The organism is Rhizobacter sp., from assembly GCF_032229685.1.
Taxonomy (GTDB): Bacteria; Pseudomonadota; Gammaproteobacteria; order Burkholderiales; family Burkholderiaceae_C; genus LMDS01.
In genome coordinates this window covers 94,908-112,959 of the sequence record NZ_JAVTWP010000010.1, presented here as the reverse complement: position 1 = coordinate 112,959, position 18,052 = coordinate 94,908, and the positions used below count along the sequence as shown (strand labels likewise).

Below are 18,052 nucleotides of genomic sequence, written 5' to 3'. Positions count from 1 at the left end.
CGCTGCAATATCGCCGCCGCAGTCATTTAGGGGGCGCGCTCCAGTGCCGCGTGCAGCCATGCACAATCTGCGTGAAACGCCGCCCTCGATCGGTGCGGCGAGCTTCGGGAACCACCATGGAATGCACGATCAACTGGATGCCGGCGAGCGGCATGGCTTTCGCTGCCGAAACCGGCAGCGGCCACTTGCTGATGATGGACGGCGCGCCCGATGGCGGCGGCCGCAACCTCGCGCCACGGCCGATGGAAACGGTGCTGGCGGGCACCGGCGGGTGCACCGCCTACGACGTGGTGCTCATCCTTCAGCGTGGCCGGCACGATGTGCGGTCGTGCAAGGTGGTCGTGACATCGGAGCGCGCGCCGGTCGATCCGAAGGTCTTCACGAAGATCCACATGCACTTCGTGGTCGCGGGGCCGGGTTTGACTGATGCGGCGGTCGAGCGCGCGGTGCGCCTGTCGCACGAGAAGTACTGCTCGGCCAGCATTATGCTCGGCAAGACAGCCGAGATCACCACCAGCTTCGAGATCAGCCCGACCTGAGCAACAGGCTCACAGGTGGTGCGCGGTGAAGGTCATCACCTGCGCCACGCGCCGCATGGCCCAGCGCATCGGCGCCGGCAGTGCTGCGGCGCCGGCGTCTTGGGCGTTCGCGCCGTGGCGTGCTTCATCGGCTTTCATCTGTTCGACGACGGCGCGCGATGAGGTGTCGTTGAGCGGCAAGCGTGTCAGGTGTTCTTCCAGGTGCTGCTCGACTTGGCGTTCGGTTTCGACCACGAAGCCGAGGCTGACCTTGTCCCCGGCCCGGCCCGCCAGCAAGCCGATGCCGAACGCGCCGGCGTACCACAGCGGATTCAGCAGGCTCGGTCGCGCGCCGAGCTCGGCCAACCTGCGCTGCGTCCAAGCCAGGTGATCGGTTTCTTCTCGCGCGGCTTCGCCGAACTGGTGTTTCAGCTGCGGGTTGCGGGTGCTCAAGCCCTGGGCGCTGTACAAGGCCTGCGCACAGATTTCACCGACATGGTTGACACGCATCAGCGCGCCCGACAGGCGTCGTTCGGCGGCTTCCAGCTCGGGCGCGTTGTCTGGGGCTCGTGGAAACGGTCGCGTGGCGTGGCTGGCGCCCGACAAGGTGCGCAGCGCGCCGTCGGCGGCGATCAACAGGGAATCGAGTGAAGACAAAACCGTACTGCCGGTGAACGATGTCTGCCGAGAATAACGCAGCATCGATCGACAACTCACCGGCGCCGGCGCGTTGGCAGATGCTGACTTTGCCGGTGCATCGGCGCGGTTCTGGCTCCGCGACCTCGGTGTGATCCCTCGTTGTGCTCAGACAACATAAAGTCCTTTTTTGACCTGCAAGGCTTTCCACCACCCTGCCCCTCTGGTGCAATACGCACAACTTCCCGTGAGGGGGTTGCGCCTGATCTGCCCAACGAGGGTGATGTGTGATCGGGACCTCTTGTTCAACCTAGGAGATAGTTGCAATGAAAAAATCTCTGCTCGCTCTCGCAGTTCTGGGCGCCTTCGCTGGTGTGGCATCGGCTCAATCGTCGGTCACCCTGTTCGGTACCATCGACCTGAGCGCCAAGTACGTCAAGAATGACGGCTCTACGCGTCGCGTCTCGTTGAGCCAAGACGGCATCAACAGCAGCCAGCTCGGCTTCCGTGGGGTTGAAGACCTCGGCGGCGGCTTGAAGGCCAGCTTCATCCTGCTGCAAGGCGTCAGCGCCGACACCGGCACCCAGAACGGCGCCAAGCTGTTCAACCGCCGTGCTACCGTGTCCCTGATGGGCGGTTTCGGTGAAATCCGCCTCGGCCGCGATTACACCCCGACCTTCTGGAACAACACCGTTTTCGACGTGTTCGGCACCAACGGCCTGGGCGATTCGTCGCACGTCGGCCTCGGCCTGCTGCAGCCGACGTTTGTTCGCGCTGACAACTCGATCGGCTACTTCCTGCCGTCGAACATCGGTGGTCTGTACGGCCAGTTCATGGTCGCCGCCGCTGAAGGCGTGGTCCCGGGCAAGTACATCGGCGGCCGCATCGGCTTCGCTGCTGGCCCGTTCGACATCGCTGGCGCCTACGCCACGTCCGGCATCGCCGGCTCGACCGAGAAGGCCAAGACCGCCAACATCGGCGCGTCGTACAACCTCGGCGTCGTGAAGCTGTCGGGTTACTTCGACCAGACCAAGCAACTGACGGTCAAGCAAACCCGCATCAACGGCAGCGTGCTGGTGCCGCTGGGTCAAGGCGAAATCCACGCCAGCTACACCCAAGGCAAGCTGGACACCGCCGGCGACCCGAAGGCTCAGCAAGTGGCTCTCGGCTACGTGTACAACCTGTCGAAGCGCACCGCTCTCTACTCGACGATCTCGCAGATCTCGAACAAGGGTGGCGCGGCCGCCTCGGTGACGTCTGGCACGGCTCAAACCGCTGGCCCGATCGCCAACGGCAAGTCGAAGGGTGTGGAAGTCGGCGTTCGCCACTTCTTCTGATCGGATGCTTGCCTAGCGCAAGCGTTTCGGCAGACCTTGAAGGCCGCCTCCGGGCGGCCTTTTTCATGTTTGTCGATAGCCGGTCTGCAGCCGCCGGCCACCGACAAGAAAGCCCCGGGGGCAAGCCCTTATCGGGCATTCCCCTTTGACGCATGGCTCGCGTTTTGCTCTGATCGCGCTGTCGATGGGACAGCGCATGCGGTCCGATCCCCGAGTCCGATGCGCCGCGTGCCAAAGGGCAGGGCGAACCCCCAACCAATAGACCGATGCTCGTTTTTGTCCTTCGCCGACTCGTGCAGGCCGTGATCGTGATGCTCACGGTTGCATTCATCGCATTCATGCTCTTTCAGTACGTCGGCGACCCCGTGACCAACATCCTCGGCCAGGACGCGACGCCTGCCCAACGCCAGCAACTGCGAGCCGACCTGGGGCTCGACAAGGCCTTTCCGATCCAGTTTGCGCACTTCGTGGGCAAGGCGGTGCAAGGTGAGTTCGGCTTGAGCCTGCGCCAGGGCCGCAAGGTTTCCTCCCTGATCGCCGAACGTTTGCCCGCGACGCTGGAATTGGCCTTTTCTGCGGCCTTCATCGCGCTCGTCTTCGGCATTCCGATGGGCGTGTATGCGGCTTTACGCCGCGGCAGTTTCTTGTCTCAACTGCTGATGACGGTTTCTTTGCTGGGAGTCTCTCTGCCCGTCTTCCTGATCGGCATCCTGCTGATCCTCTTCTTCGCGGTGACGTTGAAATGGTTTCCCAGCTTCGGGCGTGGCGAGGTCGTGGCCTTCGGTAGCTGGACCAGCGGTTTTCTCACCGTCGATGGCTGGAAGCACCTGATCCTGCCCGCGATCACGCTCGCGGTGTTCCAGCTCACGCTGATCATGCGGCTGGTTCGCTCTGAAATGCTCGAGGTGCTGCGCGCCGACTACATCAAGTTCGCGCGCGCCCGCGGGTTGCCGAACCGTGCCGTGTACTTCGGCCACGCCTTGCGCAACACGCTGGTGCCGGTGATCACGATCGTGGGCCTGCAACTCGGCTCGCTGATCGCATTCGCGATCATCACCGAAACCGTGTTCCAGTGGCCCGGCATGGGGCTGCTGTTCATCCAGGCCGTCACCTTCGCCGACATCCCGGTGATGGCCGCCTACCTGTGCCTGATCGCGCTGATCTTCGTCGTGATCAATCTTGTCGTCGATCTTCTGTACTTCGCCGTCGACCCGCGGCTGCGGATCGAGAAGTCCGCCGCCGGCCACTGACAGCTCCCCCTTTTTCTCACCCTGCATTTTCCGGAGTAGCCCATGAAACTGAAACCGACTCTTCTGAGCCTGGCCTTGGCTCTGGCCTGTGGCCTCGCTCAAGCCGTGACACTGCGTGTCTCCAACCAGGGTGACGTGCAGTCGATGGACCCTCACTCGCTGAACGAGAGCCTGCAGCTCAGTTTCACGGGCAACGTCTACGAGTCGCTGATCGAGCGTGACAAGAACATGGCGCTCACGCCGCTGCTGGCGACCAAGTGGACCCAGCAAAGCCCGACCGTGTGGCGCTTCGAGCTGCGCCAGGGCGTGACCTTCCACGACGGATCGCCCTTCAATGCCGACGACGTGGTGTTCACCTTCAAGCGCGCGGCCGGCGAGGGCTCCGACATGAAGGGCTACACCAACCCGATCAAGGCGGTGCGCAAGGTCAGTGACTTCGTCGTCGACATCGAGACCACGTCGCCGTACCCGATCCTTCCAGACACCTTGACGACGCTCGGCATGATGAGCAAGAAGTGGTGCGAAGAAAACAAGGCCGAGCAGCCGGTCGACCGGCGCAAGGGCATCGAGAACACGGCCAGCTTCAAGGCCAATGGCACCGGCCCGTTTCGGCTGAAAGAGCGCCAGCCGTCGGTGCGCACGGTGCTGGTGCGCAACTTCAACTACCGCAGCAAGGTCGAGAGCAACGTCGACGAGATTGTCTTCACCCCGATCGGCAACGACGCCACGCGCGTGGCCGCGTTGCTGTCGGGCGAGACCGACGTGATGGAGCCTGTGCCGCTGCAGGACGTCGAGCGCATCAAGGGCGCCGGCAACATCACCGTGCTGCAGGGCCCCGAGCTGCGCACGATCTTCCTGGGCATGGACCAGAAGCGTGACGAGTTGCTGTTCAGCAACGTCAAGGGCAAGAACCCGTTCAAGGACGTGCGCGTACGCCGTGCCTTCTACCAGGCGATCGACATCGAGACCATCAAGAGCCGCGTGATGCGCGGTGCCGCAGTGCCCAGTGCATTGATGGTCGGCGCTGCGGTTCGCGGCTACCAGGCTGATATGAACAAGCGCCTGCCGTACGACACCGAAGCGGCCAAGAAGCTGCTCGCCGAAGCGGGCTACCCGAACGGCTTCGAGGTCGGCATGAACTGCCCGAACGACCGTTACGTGAACGACTCGGCCATCTGCCAGGCCGTGGCCGCCAACCTGGCGCGCATCGGCGTGAAGGTGAACCTGCAAGCCGAGACCAAGGTCAGCTACTTCCCGAAGATCCTGCGCCGCGACACGAGCTTCTACCTGCTCGGCTGGACACCCAGCACGGTCGACTCGCACGACGTGCTCGTGGCCATCATGGGTACGCCGAACGACAAGGGCCAGGGCCAGTTCAACCTCGGCGCCTACAGCAACCCCAAGCTCGACGAGCTCACGGCCAAGATCCAGTCGGAGACCGACGACAAGAAGCGCAACGAGATGATCCGTGAAGCCTTCAAGATCCACCAGGACGACGTCGGCCACATTCCGCTGCACCAGCAGGCGCTCGCCTGGGCCTACAGCAACAAGGTGAGCCTGACGCAGTTGCCCAACAACTACATGAACTTCAAGTGGATCACGCTGAAGTCGAAGTGATCCACCAGTTTCGCGCGGTCCGCTGAAGATGAGTACCACTGCCATGCCGGCCGCGCCCGGCGCCTGGGCGCGTTTTTTCGACGGTGATGTCTGGCATTCCTTTCGCAGCTCACCGATGGCGATCGGGTCGGCGGTGGTCGCGCTGGTGTGCGTGTTCTGCGCACTCTTCGCGCCGCTCGTCGCGCCGCACAGCCCGTTCGATCTGGCCACGCTCGAGCTGAGCGACTCGATGCTGCCGCCGGCCTGGATGGACGGCGGCCAGGCCAAGTACCTGCTCGGCACCGACGAGCAGGGCCGCGATGTCTTCTCGGCCCTCATGTACGGCGCCCGAATTTCGCTGCTGATCGGCGGCGCCTCGGTGATCGTCTCGGTGCTGATCGGCGTGTCGCTCGGCCTGCTCGCGGGCTACGCGGGCGGCCGCATCGATGCCTTCATCATGCGGGTTTGCGACGTGATGCTGTCGTTCCCGTCGATCCTGATCGCGTTGCTCATCGCCGGGGTCGGCCGCGCGCTGTTCCCGCAGGCGCACGACTCGCTCGCGTTCGGCGTGTTGATCCTCGCGATCGCGCTGCCCGGCTGGGTGCAATACGCGCGCACGGTGCGCGGCTCGACCATGGTCGAGCGCAACAAGGAATATGTGCAGGCGGCGCGTGTGGTCGGCGTGTCGCCCTTGCGCATCATGCGCAGGCATGTGCTGCCCAATGTGCTCGGGCCGGTGCTGGTGCTCGCCACCATCCACGTCGCCACGGCGATCCAGACCGAGGCGACGCTCTCGTTCCTGGGTGTCGGCGTGTCGCCGACGTCGCCGTCTCTCGGCACCTTCATCAATGAAGGCAACAAGCAACTCTTCAGCGGCGCCTGGTGGCTGGTGATCTTTCCCGGCTCGATGCTGGTGCTGATCGCGCTCAGCATGAACCTGTTCGGCGACTGGCTGCGTGATGCCACGAACCCGCGCCTGCGCTGAAACCCGATGCCTTCTCCCCTTCTTGAAGTCAAGAACCTGCGGGTCGAGTTCCCGACGCGGCGCGGCACGCTGGTCGCGCTCGACGACATTTCGTTCGAGATCGCGCCCGGCGAGATTCTCGGCGTGGTCGGCGAATCCGGCGCCGGCAAGTCGCTCACCGGCTCGGCGATCATCGGCCTGCTCGACCCGCCCGGGCGCGTGGCGTCGGGCGAGATCCGCTTCGACGGCCGGCGCATCGACAACCTGCCCTACGAAGAGATGCGCAAGGTGCGCGGCCGACAAATCGGCGCGATCTTCCAGGACCCTCTCACCTCGCTGAATCCGCTGTACACGATCGGCCGGCAACTGGTCGAGACGATCCAGACGCACCTGCCGGTCAGCGCGGCAGAAGCGCACAAGCGTGCCATCCGGCTGCTCGAAGAAACCGGCATTCCGGCCGCCGCCGCGCGCATCGATCAATACCCGCACCAGTTCTCGGGTGGCATGCGCCAGCGGGTCGTGATCGCGCTCGCACTGGCCGCCGAGCCGAAGTTGATCGTCGCCGACGAGCCGACCACGGCGCTCGACGTGTCGATCCAGGCGCAGATCATTTCGCTGCTCAAGCGCCTGTGCAAGGAGCACGGCGCGGCGGTGATGCTCGTCACCCACGACATGGGCGTGATCGCCGAAACCTGCGACCGGGTGGCGGTGATGTACGCCGGGCGCATCGCCGAGATCGGGCCGGTGCATGACGTGATCCATGCCCCGGCGCACCCCTACACCGCCGGCCTGATGGGTTCGATCCCGGCGATGGACGACGACCGCGAGCGCCTGTTGCAGATCGACGGTGCGATGCCGCGCCTCACCGCCATCCCGAAAGGCTGCGCGTTCAATCCGCGTTGCCCGCGTGTCTTCGAACGCTGCCGCGTCGAACGGCCAGAACTGATCAGCGCCGGCAACACCCGCGCTGCCTGCTGGTTGCATGCCGACACCGTCAGGGCCGCGGCATGAACATGAACGCGGAAAGCATCGTGGCCGTGAAGCCGCTGGTCGAAGTGCATGACCTGTCGAAGACCTTCGACGTGTCGGCGCCCTGGCTCAACAGGGTGGTCGAGCGCCAACCGCGCCAGTTCGTGCACGCGGTCGACGGCGTGAGTTTCGCCATCGAGCGCGGCAAGACGCTCGCGCTGGTGGGCGAGTCGGGCTGTGGCAAGAGCACGGTCGCGCGCCTGCTCGTCGGCTTGTATGCGCCGACCCGGGGCCGGGTCAGTTTCGACGGGGTCGACACCGCGGCCACGTTCAAGTCCGGCGATGCACAAGCCTTGCGGCGCCGCATGCAGATGATCTTTCAGGACCCGTATGCGAGCCTGAACCCACGCTGGAAGGTGGCCGACATCGTGGGCGAGCCGCTGCGCGAGCACGGGCTGGTCGTCGGCGCCGGCGGGGTGTCGTCGAAGGCGCGCGAAGAGGCGTTGAAGGCGCGCGTATCCGAGCTGCTGCAGTCGGTCGGCATGGCCGGTGCCGACGTCGAGAAATTTCCGCACCAGTTCTCGGGCGGCCAGCGTCAGCGCATCTCGATCGCGCGCGCGCTCGCCACGCAGCCAGAGTTCCTCGTCTGCGACGAACCCACGTCAGCACTCGACGTGTCCGTGCAGGCGCAGGTGCTCAACATCATGAAAGACCTGCAGCGCAAGCAGGGGCTCACGTATCTCTTCATCTCGCACAACCTGGCGGTGGTGCGGCACGTGAGCGACCAGGTCGGCGTGATGTACCTCGGGCGGCTGGTCGAACTGGCCGACAAGCTGGCGCTGTTCTCAACGCCGCGCCACCCGTACACGCGCATGTTGCTAGACGCGATCCCCGACATCCACATGAGCGGCCGCTCGCGCACACCGGTGCAGGGCGAGGTGCCGAACCCGCTGAACCCGCCGAGCGGTTGTTCCTTCCACCCACGCTGCCCGCACGCCAACGAGCGCTGCAAGCAGGAGCGGCCGGCGCTGCAGCGCCTCAAGGGCGTGCTGATCGCCTGCCACGGCGTCGAAGAAGGCCGGATCTGACCGCCGCCGCCGCGGCGGCGATGCTTCAGAGCGGCGGCAGCAGGTGTTCGCCGCGGAACAGATCGGCGGGCGCTTCGCGGTCGCGGATCAACCAGGCCTTGTCGCCCGAGACCATCACCTCGGCGGCGCGGCCGCGCGTGTTGTAGTTGCTCGCCATGCTCATGCTGTAGGCGCCCGCCGAGAGCACGGCGATGAAGTCGCCGGCCTGCACCGCGAGCGGCCGGTCGCGGCCGAGCCAGTCGCCCGATTCGCAGATCGGGCCGACCACGTCGAAGGTTTCCGGCGCCGCGGGGCGTGGCTCGCAGGCCACGATCTTCATCCAGGCTTCGTACATCGCCGGGCGCATCAGGTCGTTCATCGCCGCGTCCACGATGCAGAAGTTTTTCTCGGTGCCTGGCTTCAGGTAGAGCACCTCGCTCACCAGCACACCGCCGTTGCCGACCAGCGAACGGCCGGGCTCGAACATGATCTTGCGGTGGCCGTGGCCACGTTCGTCGATGCGCGTCAGCAGGCCGCGCACCAGCACCTCGGCCGAGGGCGGTGCTTCGTCGGTGTAGGTGATGCCCAGGCCGCCGCCGAGGTCGAGGTGATGGATCGGGATGCCCGCCGCTTCGACTCGCTCGACCAGATCGAGCACACGATCGAGCGCGTCGAGGTAGGGCCCGGCGTCGGTGATCTGCGAGCCGATGTGGCAATCGATGCCGACGACCTGCAGGCCTGGCAAGGCAGCGGCACGCTGGTAGCAGGCGAGGGCGCGCTCGTGCGCCACGCCGAACTTGTTGCCTTTCAAGCCGGTCGAGATGTAGGGGTGCGTGCCGGCGTCCACGTCGGGGTTCACGCGCAGGCTCACGCGTGCCGTCTTGCGGCAGTCGACCGCGACGGCTGACAGCACTTCGAGTTCGGCCTCGCTCTCGACGTTGAAGCACATCACGCCCGCTTCGAGTGCGCGCCGCATCTCGGCGCGGCTCTTGCCGACGCCGGAGAACACGACCTTCGACGCTTCGATGCCGGCCGCCAGCACCCGCTCGAGTTCACCACCCGAGACGATGTCGAAGCCGCAGCCGGCTTGCGCGAAAGTCTGCAGCACCGCGAGGCTGGAGTTGGCCTTCATCGCGTAGCAGATCAGGTGGTCGCGACCGGCCAGCGCACGCTGGTAGGCCGCCAGCGCGTCGAGCAGTGACGTGCGCGAGTAGGCATAGAGCGGCGTGCCGAATTCGCGCGCGAGCGCAGCGGCTTCGCAACCTTCGATGAACAGTGCGTTGTCGCGGTAGGCGATGTGGGGATGGCCGGGCAAGGTCATGGGGCAGAAGCGGGTGAGGAAGCAGGAGCGGTGGCCGAAGCCGCCGGGGCGGGCGCTTTCGGCAGGAACAGCGCGCCTTTCTGGCCGCATGCGACGAGCAAGCACACTGTGGCGAGGCAAACGCCCACCATCCCTGCGGCCTTGACGCCCGCCGCTACACTCTTCTTGCGCTGCAACATGCCGGGATTCTATCGACCATGACCGCCGACCTTCGCCCCACGCCGATGACCGACGGCGAGTACCACGCCAGAACCAGCGCGGTGCTCGCCAGCATCGAAGCGCGTGTCGATGCGTGGTTGCAGGACGACGTGGTCGACATCGACGCGATGCGCACCGGCGGCTTGCTCGAACTGGGGTTTCCGAACGGCAGCAAGATCGTCGTCAACACCCAGCCGCCGCTGCACGAACTGTGGATGGCGGCGCGTTCCGGCGGCTATCACTACAAGTACGTCGACGGCGTCTGGGCCGACACGCGTGATGGCCGGGATTTCTTTGAAGTGCTGTCGACCTGCGCCAGCGAGCAGGCGGGTCGCTCGCTGAGCTTCGTCTCTCAGACCTAGCGCCTGAAGAGATCGAGGATGCCTTTGCGCTCGTCTTCGTTGGGTGGCACGGGCAGCTGGTCTTCGAGGCCGAGGCTGCTCACGCCGGCACCGCGTGTGTACTCTTCGTAGTACCACTCGTCGTTGACGTTGAGCACCCCTTCGGGCGCGCTGTACTGCTCGACCGGCACGCCCTTGAGCGCGTGGCGCATGTAGTCGATCCAGATCGGCAAGGCCAGGCCGCCGCCGGTTTCGTTGTCGCCCAGCTTGCGCGGGTTGTCGTAGCCGATCCAGACGATCGCCACCAGGTTGCGCTGCCAGCCGGCGAACCAGGTGTCGATCGAGTCGTTGGTGGTGCCGGTCTTGCCGTACAGATCGGTGCGCCCCAACGACTTCTGCGCCAGGGCCGCTGTGCCGCGCGCGGCCACCGACTGCATCAGGCTGGACATCACGAACGCGTTGCGCGCGTCGATGCCCCGCACCGATTCGCCCAGAACGGCTGGCGTGGACTCGCTCAGCAACTTGCCCTTGCTGTCGGTGATCCGGCTGATCAGCATCGGGTTGACGCGGTAGCCGGTGTTGGCGAACACGCTGTACGCAGTGGCCATCTGCATCGGTGTGACCGAGCCTGCGCCGAGCGCCATGGTCAGGTAGGCCGGGTGCTTGTCTGCCTCGAAGCCGAAGCGGGTGATCCACTCCTGCGCATAGGGCGGCCCGATCGCCTGCAGGATGCGGATCGAGATCATGTTCTTCGAGCGTTCCAGGCCGCGGCGCAGCGACATCGGCCCTTCGAACTTGCCGTCGTAGTTCTTCGGCTCCCAGGGCTGGCTGCCGGTGGCACCGGCATCGAAGAACAAGGGCGCGTCATTGATCACGGTGGCCGGCGTGAAGCCCTTTTCGAGCGCAGCCGAATAGATGAACGGCTTGAAGCTCGAGCCCGGCTGCCGCCAGGCCTGCGTCACGTGGTTGAACTTGCTCTTGGCGTAGTCGAAGCCGCCGACCATCGCGCGCACTGCGCCCGTCCGCGGGTCGATCGCAACGAAGGCGCCTTCGACTTCGGGCAGCTGCGTCACGCTCCAGTCGCCGGGCTTGCCGTCCTTGCCCACACCGCGAATCATGCGGATCACGGCACCGGGGCGAATCTGCGTCTTCGGGTTGCCCTTCACCGCCAGGCCCGAGGTGACCGGTTTGAGCCCGTCTCCGGTGACCGTGATCAGCTCGCCGCTTTGCAGCATCGCGACCACCTTCTTCGGGTTGGCCTCGATCGCGACCGCGGCTTTCAACTCGTCGTTGTCGGGGTGGTCCTGCAGCGCCTCGGCCACGCGCGCGTCGAGTTCCTTCGGGTTCGCGGGCAGGTCGACATAGTCTTCGGGGCCGCGGTAGACCTGCCGCCGCTCGTAGTCCATGATGCCTTTTCGCAAAGCGCGGTAGGCCACCATCTGGTCGTCCGACTTGAGCGTGAGGTAGACATTCAGACCGCGGGTGTAGGCCTCTTCACCGTATTGCGTGAAGATCAGCTGGCGCGCTGCCTCGGCCACGTACTCGGCGTGCACCGGCACTTCAGACGGTGTGCGGTAGCGCAAGGTCTCGGCCCGCGCCGCGTCACGCTGCGCTTCGGTGATGAAGTTGTTGTCGAGCATGCGCTCGAGAATGCGGATCTGACCGTCGGTGGCGCGCTTCGGGTTGTTGATCGGGTTGTAGGCCGAAGGTGCCTGCGGCAGGCCGGCCAGCATCGCCGCTTCGGCGACGGTGATGTCCTTCAGCGGCTTGCCGAAGTAGATCTCGCTCGCCGCCGCGAACCCGTAGGCGCGCTGGCCGAGGAAGATCTGGTTCATGTAGACCTCGAGGATCTGGTCCTTGCTGAGCAGGCTTTCCATCTTGAAAGCCAGCAGCATCTCGTAGATCTTGCGGGTGTAGGTCTTCTCGGTCGACAGGTAGAAGTTGCGCGCCACCTGCATCGTGATCGTCGAGGCGCCCTGGCTGCGAGAGCGGTTGAACTGCGCGAGGCCAGCCCGCAGCACGCCTTTGATGTCGACGCCGCTGTGCTGGTAGAAACGGGCGTCCTCGGAAGCGAGCACGGCCTCCTGCATCACTTTCGGGATCTGCGCCAGCGGCGTGAAGGTGCGGCGCTCTTCGCCGTATTCGCCGAGCTGAACGCCGTCGGCCGAAAAAATGCGCATCGGCAGCTTCGGGCGGTAGTCGGTCAGGCCGCTGATCTCGGGCAGGTTGGGGTAGGCCACGGCCAGCGCAATGGCCACCAGCAGCAGGATCGACACCGCGGCGGCGGCCGTGAGCCCGAGCAACCAGACGACGCTGCGTGTCAGCCAGCGACTCAGGGTCGACAGCGCCGACCCCTGGCTCCGCCCCGAAGGGGCCTCCGCAGGCTGTTCGGCCGCGCGCTCGGATTCACTCATGAGACTCCATCGATTTGCGTCCGCATTATAGAAACCGCCGCGCCGGCCGATAGTGATGCAAGGGCACCCGCAAGCGTGCCCGAAGGCGTCTGGAGCGGCTTCGCAGGGTTGTCCCCGAGAGGCTGTTTGAAGCCCGCGCGGCGTGTGAGTTTTGCAACGAGATCAGGCCCCCGAATCCGGAAAATGCTTTGGGACTCAAGGGCTTTACTGCTAGCATTGAAGTAACTTATTAACAATCCAGCACGCTAGTTCGACCGCTGGGGGAAAGGCGTCGTGAGCTTTCTAGACACGTTGTTGGGTCGCAAGCATCCACCGATGATCGGCCTGGATATCAGCTCGTCCAGCGTCAAGCTCGTCGAACTCGCACAGACCGCCACGGGTGAGTACGTTCTGGAGCGTTTTGGCGTCGAAAGCTTCGAAAAAGGCTGGATCGCCGATGGTCAGATCGAGAAGTTCGACGAAGTGGCAGAAGCCGTCAAGCGCGTCGTCTCCAAGAGTGGCACGAAGACACGCCAGGTCGTGATGGCCATGCCGCAATCGGCGGTCATCACCAAGAAGATCATGCTGCCGGCCGGCCTGCGCGAGGAAGAACTCGAACTTCAGGTCGAGACCGAAGCCAACCAGTACATCCCCTTCTCGCTCGACGAAGTGAGCCTCGACTTCTGTGTGATCGGCCCGAGCGCCACGTCGGTCGGCGACGTCGAGGTGCTGATCGCCGCCTCGCGCAAGGACCGCGTGCAGGACCGCCAGGGTCTGGCCGAGGCTGCCGGCCTGAAGCCGGCCGTGCTCGACATCGAGTCGCATGCCTCGCGCCTGGCCATGAGCCGCATCGTTTCCGGCTTGCCCAACGAAGGCAAGGACGCGCTCGTCGCGTTGTTCGAGATCGGTGCCGACACCACCAGCCTGAAAGTGCTGCGCGACGACGAGATGCTGTACGACCGCGACCAGGCCTTCGGCGGTTCGCAGCTCACCCAGCTGATCTCGCGCCAGTACGGTTTTTCGTATGAAGAAGCCGAACAGAAGAAGCTCGCCGCCGACCTGCCCGATGACTACGAAACCTCGTTGCTCGCGCCCTTCGTCGACAGCCTGTCGCAGGAAATCGGCCGCGCGTTGCAGTACTTCTTCACCAGCACGCCGCACCACAAGGTGCACTACGTGATGCTCGCCGGCGGCACCGCCACGCTGCCGGGGCTGAAGGACCGTGTGACCGAGTTGACCGGCTTCGCCTCGATGGTGGTCAACCCGTTCGAGAACATGAAGCTCGGCTCGGCCGTGCGTGAAAGCAAGCTGCGCCGGGAGGCCCCGTCGTATCTCACGGCCTGTGGTCTGGCCATGCGGAGGTTCGTGCAGTGATCCTGATCAACCTGCTCCCGCACCGGGAGGAGCGCCGCCAGCGCCGCAAGATCGCTTTCTTCGCCGGTCTGGGCGTTGCCGCGGTCGCCGGCCTGGCCATCGTGGGGGGCTGGTACCTGATCGTTCAGCAACTGACCACCTCGCAGCAAGAGCGCAACCAGTTCCTGACGACCGAAATCGCCAAGCTCGACGAGCAGATCAAGGACATCGCGGCGCTGCGTGCTGAGATCGCCTCGCTGACGGCGCGCCAGAAGGCGGTCGAAGACCTGCAGATCGACCGCAATCTGCCGGTGCACCTGCTCAACGAACTCGTCAAGCAGACCCCGGAAGGCATCTACTTCACGACCGTGAAACAAGACGGCCAGGTGCTGGCGCTGAACGGCATCGCGCAGACGCAAGAGCGCGTGTCTGAGTTGCTGCGCAACACCGCCTACAGCTCCGAGTGGCTGGTGCGCCCGGAGCTCGTCGAAAGCAAGGCGATGACGCTGACCGCGGCGAACAAGGAGCAGAAGCGCCTGTTTGACTTCAGCCTGCGCCTGAGCGTGAACCGCCCGCAGGACAAGCCGGCGCTGGTGCCCGTGGCGGCGCCGGTACCCGGCAAGCCGGCCAGTGGTGCGGCACCGAAGCCGGCCAGCGCCCCTGCCGCGAAGAAGGGCTGAGACCGACATGGCGACCAAAGCAAAAGCGATCAACGTCGACCTGAACTCGGTGTTCGAGGGCGCGGCGTCACAGTTCCGCGCGCTCAACCCGCAGCAGCCCGGCCAATGGCCCATTCTTCCCAAGGTGCTGGCCTGGGTGGCCGTGGCCCTGTTCATGGTGGTGCTCGGCTGGTTCTTCCTGCTCTCGCCTGCGCACGAAGGCCTCGACTCCGAGCGCGCTCGCGAGCCGGCGCTCAAGGCCGACTACCGCTCGAAGTTGGGCCAGGCCGTGAACCTGGCCGAGTTGCGCAAGCAGAAGCTGCAGGTCGAGGAATACGTGACCCAGCTCGAGAAGCAGCTGCCCGGCAAAGCCGAAATGGACGCGCTGCTCTCAGACATCAACCAGGCCGGCCTGGGGCGAGGGCTGCAGTTCGAACTGTTCCGGCCGGGTTCGGTGGTCGTGAAGGACTACTACGCCGAACTGCCGATCTCGATCAAGGTGTCGGGCCGGTATCACGACATCGGGGCTTTCGCGGGTGACATCGCCAACCTGTCGCGCATCGTCACCCTGCACAACCTCGTGATCACGTCGCCGAAGGACACGGGCGGTGCGCTGTCGATGGAAGCCACGGCGCGCACCTACCGCTACCTCGACCCCAACGAGCTCGAAGAGATCAGGAAAAACGCGGCCAAGGCGAAAGCCGCTGCGGCGCCAGGGGCGAAGAAATGATGGCCACTTCAGCACGAGCCAGGTTGCTGCTGTCGATCGGTGTCGTGGCGTTCGCCGCGGCCGGCTGCGGTGGTGAGCAGGACGAACTCACCCAGTGGATGGACCAGCAGCAACGCGAGGTCAAGCCCAGCGTGCAACCCTTGTCGCCGCCCAAGAAGTTCATTCCGCAGGCCTACGTGGCGCTGACCGGTGTCGAGCCATTCAGCAGCCAGAAGCTGAGCGTGGCGCTCAAGCAGGAAGCACGTCAGCCCAACTCGCTGCTCGCCGCAGAAATCAACCGCCGCAAGGAGCCGCTCGAGGCCTACCCGCTCGACAGCATGAGCATGGTGGGCAGCGTTTCCAAGTCGGGCCGCCCTTATGCCTTGCTGCGGGTCGACAACCTGCTCTACCAAGTGAAGCAGGGTGACTACCTCGGGCAGAACTACGGAAAGATCACCAAGATTTCCGAGACCGAGTTGTCGCTCAGGGAAATTGTTCAGGATGCAGCGGGCGAATGGATCGAGCGCAGCAGCGCCCTCCAGCTCCAGGAGAAGGCGCGATGAAGAGCAATCAGGAGAATCAGATGACAGCTAAGTGGCGCTCCCGTGCCTTGGCGCTTGCGTTGTTCGTCGGCGCTTGCGCACCTGCGATGGCGCAGAACGCGATCCAGTCGATCAACACCACCCAGCAAGCGGGCTCCGAGGTCGTTCGCATCGAGCTCTCGGAAGCGCTCGCTGCGGTACCGGCCGGCTTCACGATCCAGACGCCGCCGCGCATCGCGATCGACCTGCCCGGCGTGAGCAACGGCCTGGGCAAGCCCAGCGTCGAAGTGAACCAAGGCAACCTGCGCTCCGTCAACGTGGCCCAGGCCGGTGAACGCACCCGCCTGGTGTTGAACCTCAAGAAGGCCGCGAGCTACCGTGCCGAACTGCAAGGCAAGGTGCTGCTCCTGGTTCTCGACGGCACGGCCGCACCGGCAGCGAGCACCACCGCCACAGCGCCTGCTTCGTCCGAGCCGGTGCGCTTCGCCGAAAGCCTGAACCGCAACCCGCTGGCGCTGAAAGACATCGACTTCCGCCGCGGCAGCGATGGCGCCGGCCGCGTCATCGTCGACCTGCCGAACAACCAGGTGGGTGTCGACATTCGTCAACAAGGCCAGAGCCTGGTCGTCGAGTTCCTGCGCTCGACCGTGCCCGACAACCTGCGCAAGCGGCTCGACGTGACCGACTTCGGCACGCCGATCAACACCGTGACCACCACGCAGAGCGGTGACCGCGTGCGCATGTTGATCGAGCCCAAAGGCAACTGGGAGCACAGTGCCTACCAGAGCGACAACCAGTTCGTGCTCGAAGTTCGGCCGCAGAAGGTCGACCCGAACAAGCTGACGCAGGGCGTGGGTTACGCCGGCGAGAAGCTCTCGCTGAACTTCCAGAACATCGAAGTGCGCGCGCTGTTGCAAGTGATCGCCGACTTCACCAACTTTAACGTTGTCACGAGCGACACCGTCACCGGCAACGTGACCTTGCGCCTGAAAGACGTGCCCTGGGACCAGGCGCTCGACATCATCCTGCAAGCCAAGGCACTCGGCCTGCGCAAGTCGGGCAACGTGATCCTGATCGCGCCGAAAGACGAGCTCAACGCCAAAGAGAAGATCGAGCTCGAAGCGAAAGCGCAGGTCGCGTCGCTGGAGCCGGTGCGCACGCAGTCGTTCCAGCTCAACTACGCGAAGGCCGAAGACGTGGCCAAGGGCCTCACCGGTCAGGGTGCGGGCGGCGGCGGTGGCGGCAGCAACACGCGCATCCTCTCGCCGCGCGGGTCTGTGATCTCGGAATCGCGAACCAACCAGCTGTTCGTGAACGACATTCCGTCCAAGCTCGAAGAGGTCCAGACGCTCATCGCCAAGATCGACGTGCCGGTGCGGCAGGTGCTGATCGAGTCGCGCATCGTCGAGGCCGACGACACCTTCGGCCGATCGCTCGGCGTGAAGCTCGGCGCCTCGGACCTGCGCGGTGTGCGCGGTGGTGTTCCCGGCTACAGCGTCGGCGGCGGCACCCGCATCTCGCCAGGGGCCAATCTCAACGCGGTGGGTGGCCAGACGCTGCAGAACGGCAGCACCGTCAACTTCAGCGACACCAACTTCGTGAACCTGCCGGCCACCGGCCAAGGCGGTTTTGACGCTGCCACGTTCGCGCTGTCGCTGTTCAGCGCCACCGCGAACCGCTTCCTGAACCTCGAGATTTCGGCGCTCGAAGCCGAAGGCAAGGGCAAGGTCGTGTCGAGCCCGCGCGTGATCACGGCCGACCAGCAGAAGGCCATCATCGAACAGGGTGAAGAAATTCCGTACCAGGTGGCCACCTCGAGCGGTGCCACGTCGATCGTGTTCCGCAAGGCCAATCTCAAGCTCGAAGTCACGCCGCAGATCACGCCCGAGGGCAACGTGATCCTCGACGTCGACATCACCAAGGACAGCCGCGGTGCGCTGGCCGGCAGCGCCGGTTTCGCCATCAACACCAAGCACGTGAAGACGCAGGTGCTGGTCGAGAACGGCGGCACTGTCGTGATCGGCGGCATCTTCGAGCAGCTCGAGCGCGAAGACGTGTCGAAGGTGCCGCTGCTGGGCGACATCCCCTACCTCGGCAACCTGTTCAAGACGAAGACCAAGGCTGCGACCAAGACCGAGTTGCTGATCTTCCTGACACCGAAAGTCGTGTCGGACAAAACCGCCGTGCGCTGAACGCCAG

At 65.0% G+C, this 18,052-nt stretch carries 17 protein-coding genes; 13 read left to right on the top strand and 4 right to left on the bottom strand.

Going from position 1 to position 18,052, the window contains the following annotated elements; all coding sequences use genetic code 11:
* The first annotated feature begins 116 nt into the window (after positions 1-116).
* Positions 117-539 (top strand): OsmC family protein, encoded by a 423-nt coding sequence (locus AC30PD_RS04145; RefSeq protein ID WP_489534372.1) that lies wholly within the window; start codon positions 117-119, stop codon positions 537-539.
* Between the two features lie 9 nt (positions 540-548).
* On the opposite strand, the gene coq7 is transcribed toward AC30PD_RS04145, so the two are convergent.
* A complete protein-coding gene (gene coq7 / locus AC30PD_RS04140; RefSeq protein WP_489534371.1) occupies positions 549-1,220 on the bottom strand; it encodes a 2-polyprenyl-3-methyl-6-methoxy-1,4-benzoquinone monooxygenase in 672 nt (223 codons plus the stop codon).
* A 260-nt stretch (positions 1,221-1,480) separates the two neighbouring features.
* Between coq7 and AC30PD_RS04135 the strand changes: the two genes are divergently transcribed.
* The 6 genes from AC30PD_RS04135 to AC30PD_RS04110 all read left to right on the top strand — a co-directional run bounded on the left by AC30PD_RS04135 (position 1,481) and on the right by AC30PD_RS04110 (position 8,358).
* Positions 1,481-2,491, top strand: coding sequence for a porin (locus AC30PD_RS04135; RefSeq protein ID WP_489534370.1), 1,011 nt, complete (start codon positions 1,481-1,483; stop codon positions 2,489-2,491).
* Positions 2,492-2,757: 266 nt separating this feature from the next.
* Positions 2,758-3,741 (top strand): ABC transporter permease, encoded by a 984-nt coding sequence (locus tag AC30PD_RS04130; protein WP_489534369.1) that lies wholly within the window; start codon positions 2,758-2,760, stop codon positions 3,739-3,741.
* A gap of 42 nt (positions 3,742-3,783) precedes the next feature.
* Positions 3,784-5,358, top strand: coding sequence for an ABC transporter substrate-binding protein (locus tag AC30PD_RS04125; protein WP_489534368.1), 1,575 nt, complete (start codon positions 3,784-3,786; stop codon positions 5,356-5,358).
* Positions 5,359-5,386: 28 nt separating this feature from the next.
* A complete protein-coding gene (locus AC30PD_RS04120) occupies positions 5,387-6,322 on the top strand; it encodes an ABC transporter permease (RefSeq protein ID WP_489534367.1) in 936 nt (311 codons plus the stop codon).
* Positions 6,323-6,328: 6 nt separating this feature from the next.
* Positions 6,329-7,312, top strand: coding sequence for an ABC transporter ATP-binding protein (locus AC30PD_RS04115; RefSeq protein ID WP_489534366.1), 984 nt, complete (start codon positions 6,329-6,331; stop codon positions 7,310-7,312).
* Entirely contained in the window at positions 7,309-8,358 is a 1,050-nt protein-coding gene (locus tag AC30PD_RS04110) for an ABC transporter ATP-binding protein (RefSeq protein ID WP_489534365.1), read from the top strand. The genes AC30PD_RS04115 and AC30PD_RS04110 overlap by 4 nt, the downstream gene beginning before the upstream one ends.
* A gap of 25 nt (positions 8,359-8,383) precedes the next feature.
* Here AC30PD_RS04110 and lysA read toward each other — a convergent pair whose 3' ends face one another.
* Positions 8,384-9,658: a diaminopimelate decarboxylase gene (gene lysA / locus AC30PD_RS04105; protein WP_489534364.1), complete on the bottom strand. Its 1,275-nt coding sequence runs from the start codon at positions 9,656-9,658 to the stop codon at positions 8,384-8,386.
* On the bottom strand, positions 9,655-9,789 hold the full coding sequence (lptM, locus tag AC30PD_RS04100) for an LPS translocon maturation chaperone LptM (protein WP_489534581.1): 135 nt from the start codon (positions 9,787-9,789) through the stop codon (positions 9,655-9,657). Before lptM ends, lysA begins: the two co-directional genes overlap by 4 nt.
* Before the next feature lie 93 nt (positions 9,790-9,882).
* On the opposite strand from lptM, the gene cyaY reads away from it, so the two are divergent.
* A complete protein-coding gene (cyaY, locus tag AC30PD_RS04095; RefSeq protein WP_489534580.1) occupies positions 9,883-10,218 on the top strand; it encodes an iron donor protein CyaY in 336 nt (111 codons plus the stop codon).
* Here cyaY and AC30PD_RS04090 read toward each other — a convergent pair.
* Positions 10,215-12,611 carry a penicillin-binding protein 1A gene (locus AC30PD_RS04090; RefSeq protein ID WP_489534363.1) on the bottom strand — a complete coding sequence of 799 codons (2,397 nt, stop codon included), beginning with the start codon at positions 12,609-12,611 and terminating at the stop codon, positions 10,215-10,217. The genes cyaY and AC30PD_RS04090 overlap by 4 nt on opposite strands.
* Before the next feature lie 273 nt (positions 12,612-12,884).
* Between AC30PD_RS04090 and AC30PD_RS04085 the strand changes: the two genes are divergently transcribed.
* Genes AC30PD_RS04085 through AC30PD_RS04065 form a run of 5 tightly spaced genes read left to right on the top strand, consistent with a single transcriptional unit; the run spans position 12,885 to position 18,045 of the window.
* The gene (locus AC30PD_RS04085) at positions 12,885-13,964 is read left to right on the top strand and encodes a pilus assembly protein PilM (RefSeq protein ID WP_489534362.1); all 1,080 of its coding nucleotides are present in this window, start codon (positions 12,885-12,887) and stop codon (positions 13,962-13,964) included.
* Positions 13,961-14,623, top strand: a complete 663-nt coding sequence (locus tag AC30PD_RS04080; protein ID WP_489534361.1) for a PilN domain-containing protein — start codon at positions 13,961-13,963, stop codon at positions 14,621-14,623. Before AC30PD_RS04085 ends, AC30PD_RS04080 begins: the two co-directional genes overlap by 4 nt.
* A gap of 7 nt (positions 14,624-14,630) precedes the next feature.
* Positions 14,631-15,332 (top strand): type IV pilus inner membrane component PilO, encoded by a 702-nt coding sequence (locus AC30PD_RS04075; RefSeq protein ID WP_489534360.1) that lies wholly within the window; start codon positions 14,631-14,633, stop codon positions 15,330-15,332.
* Positions 15,332-15,874 carry a pilus assembly protein PilP gene (locus tag AC30PD_RS04070; RefSeq protein WP_489534579.1) on the top strand — a complete coding sequence of 181 codons (543 nt, stop codon included), beginning with the start codon at positions 15,332-15,334 and terminating at the stop codon, positions 15,872-15,874. Before AC30PD_RS04075 ends, AC30PD_RS04070 begins: the two co-directional genes overlap by 1 nt.
* Positions 15,871-18,045, top strand: a complete 2,175-nt coding sequence (locus AC30PD_RS04065; protein ID WP_489534359.1) for a type IV pilus secretin PilQ — start codon at positions 15,871-15,873, stop codon at positions 18,043-18,045. Before AC30PD_RS04070 ends, AC30PD_RS04065 begins: the two co-directional genes overlap by 4 nt.
* The last annotated feature ends 7 nt before the right edge of the window (positions 18,046-18,052 follow it).

Bases quoted from the DNA above. Each gene is read 5' to 3' on its own strand.
- AC30PD_RS04130 (WP_489534369.1), top strand. From the start codon at position 2,758: ATGCTCGTTTTTGTCCTTCGCCGACTCGTGCAGGCCGTGATCGTGATG.
- AC30PD_RS04115 (WP_489534366.1), top strand. From the start codon at position 6,329: ATGCCTTCTCCCCTTCTTGAAGTCAAGAACCTGCGGGTCGAGTTCCCG.
- lptM (WP_489534581.1), bottom strand. From the start codon at position 9,789: ATGGTGGGCGTTTGCCTCGCCACAGTGTGCTTGCTCGTCGCATGCGGC.
- AC30PD_RS04135 (WP_489534370.1), top strand. From the start codon at position 1,481: ATGAAAAAATCTCTGCTCGCTCTCGCAGTTCTGGGCGCCTTCGCTGGT.
- AC30PD_RS04120 (WP_489534367.1), top strand. From the start codon at position 5,387: ATGAGTACCACTGCCATGCCGGCCGCGCCCGGCGCCTGGGCGCGTTTT.
- AC30PD_RS04090 (WP_489534363.1), bottom strand. From the start codon at position 12,611: ATGAGTGAATCCGAGCGCGCGGCCGAACAGCCTGCGGAGGCCCCTTCG.
- lysA (WP_489534364.1), bottom strand. From the start codon at position 9,658: ATGACCTTGCCCGGCCATCCCCACATCGCCTACCGCGACAACGCACTG.
- AC30PD_RS04065 (WP_489534359.1), top strand. From the start codon at position 15,871: ATGAAGAGCAATCAGGAGAATCAGATGACAGCTAAGTGGCGCTCCCGT.
- AC30PD_RS04145 (WP_489534372.1), top strand. From the start codon at position 117: ATGGAATGCACGATCAACTGGATGCCGGCGAGCGGCATGGCTTTCGCT.
- AC30PD_RS04070 (WP_489534579.1), top strand. From the start codon at position 15,332: ATGGCCACTTCAGCACGAGCCAGGTTGCTGCTGTCGATCGGTGTCGTG.
- AC30PD_RS04075 (WP_489534360.1), top strand. From the start codon at position 14,631: ATGGCGACCAAAGCAAAAGCGATCAACGTCGACCTGAACTCGGTGTTC.
- cyaY (WP_489534580.1), top strand. From the start codon at position 9,883: ATGACCGACGGCGAGTACCACGCCAGAACCAGCGCGGTGCTCGCCAGC.
- AC30PD_RS04125 (WP_489534368.1), top strand. From the start codon at position 3,784: ATGAAACTGAAACCGACTCTTCTGAGCCTGGCCTTGGCTCTGGCCTGT.
- AC30PD_RS04110 (WP_489534365.1), top strand. From the start codon at position 7,309: ATGAACATGAACGCGGAAAGCATCGTGGCCGTGAAGCCGCTGGTCGAA.
- coq7 (WP_489534371.1), bottom strand. From the start codon at position 1,220: ATGCTGCGTTATTCTCGGCAGACATCGTTCACCGGCAGTACGGTTTTG.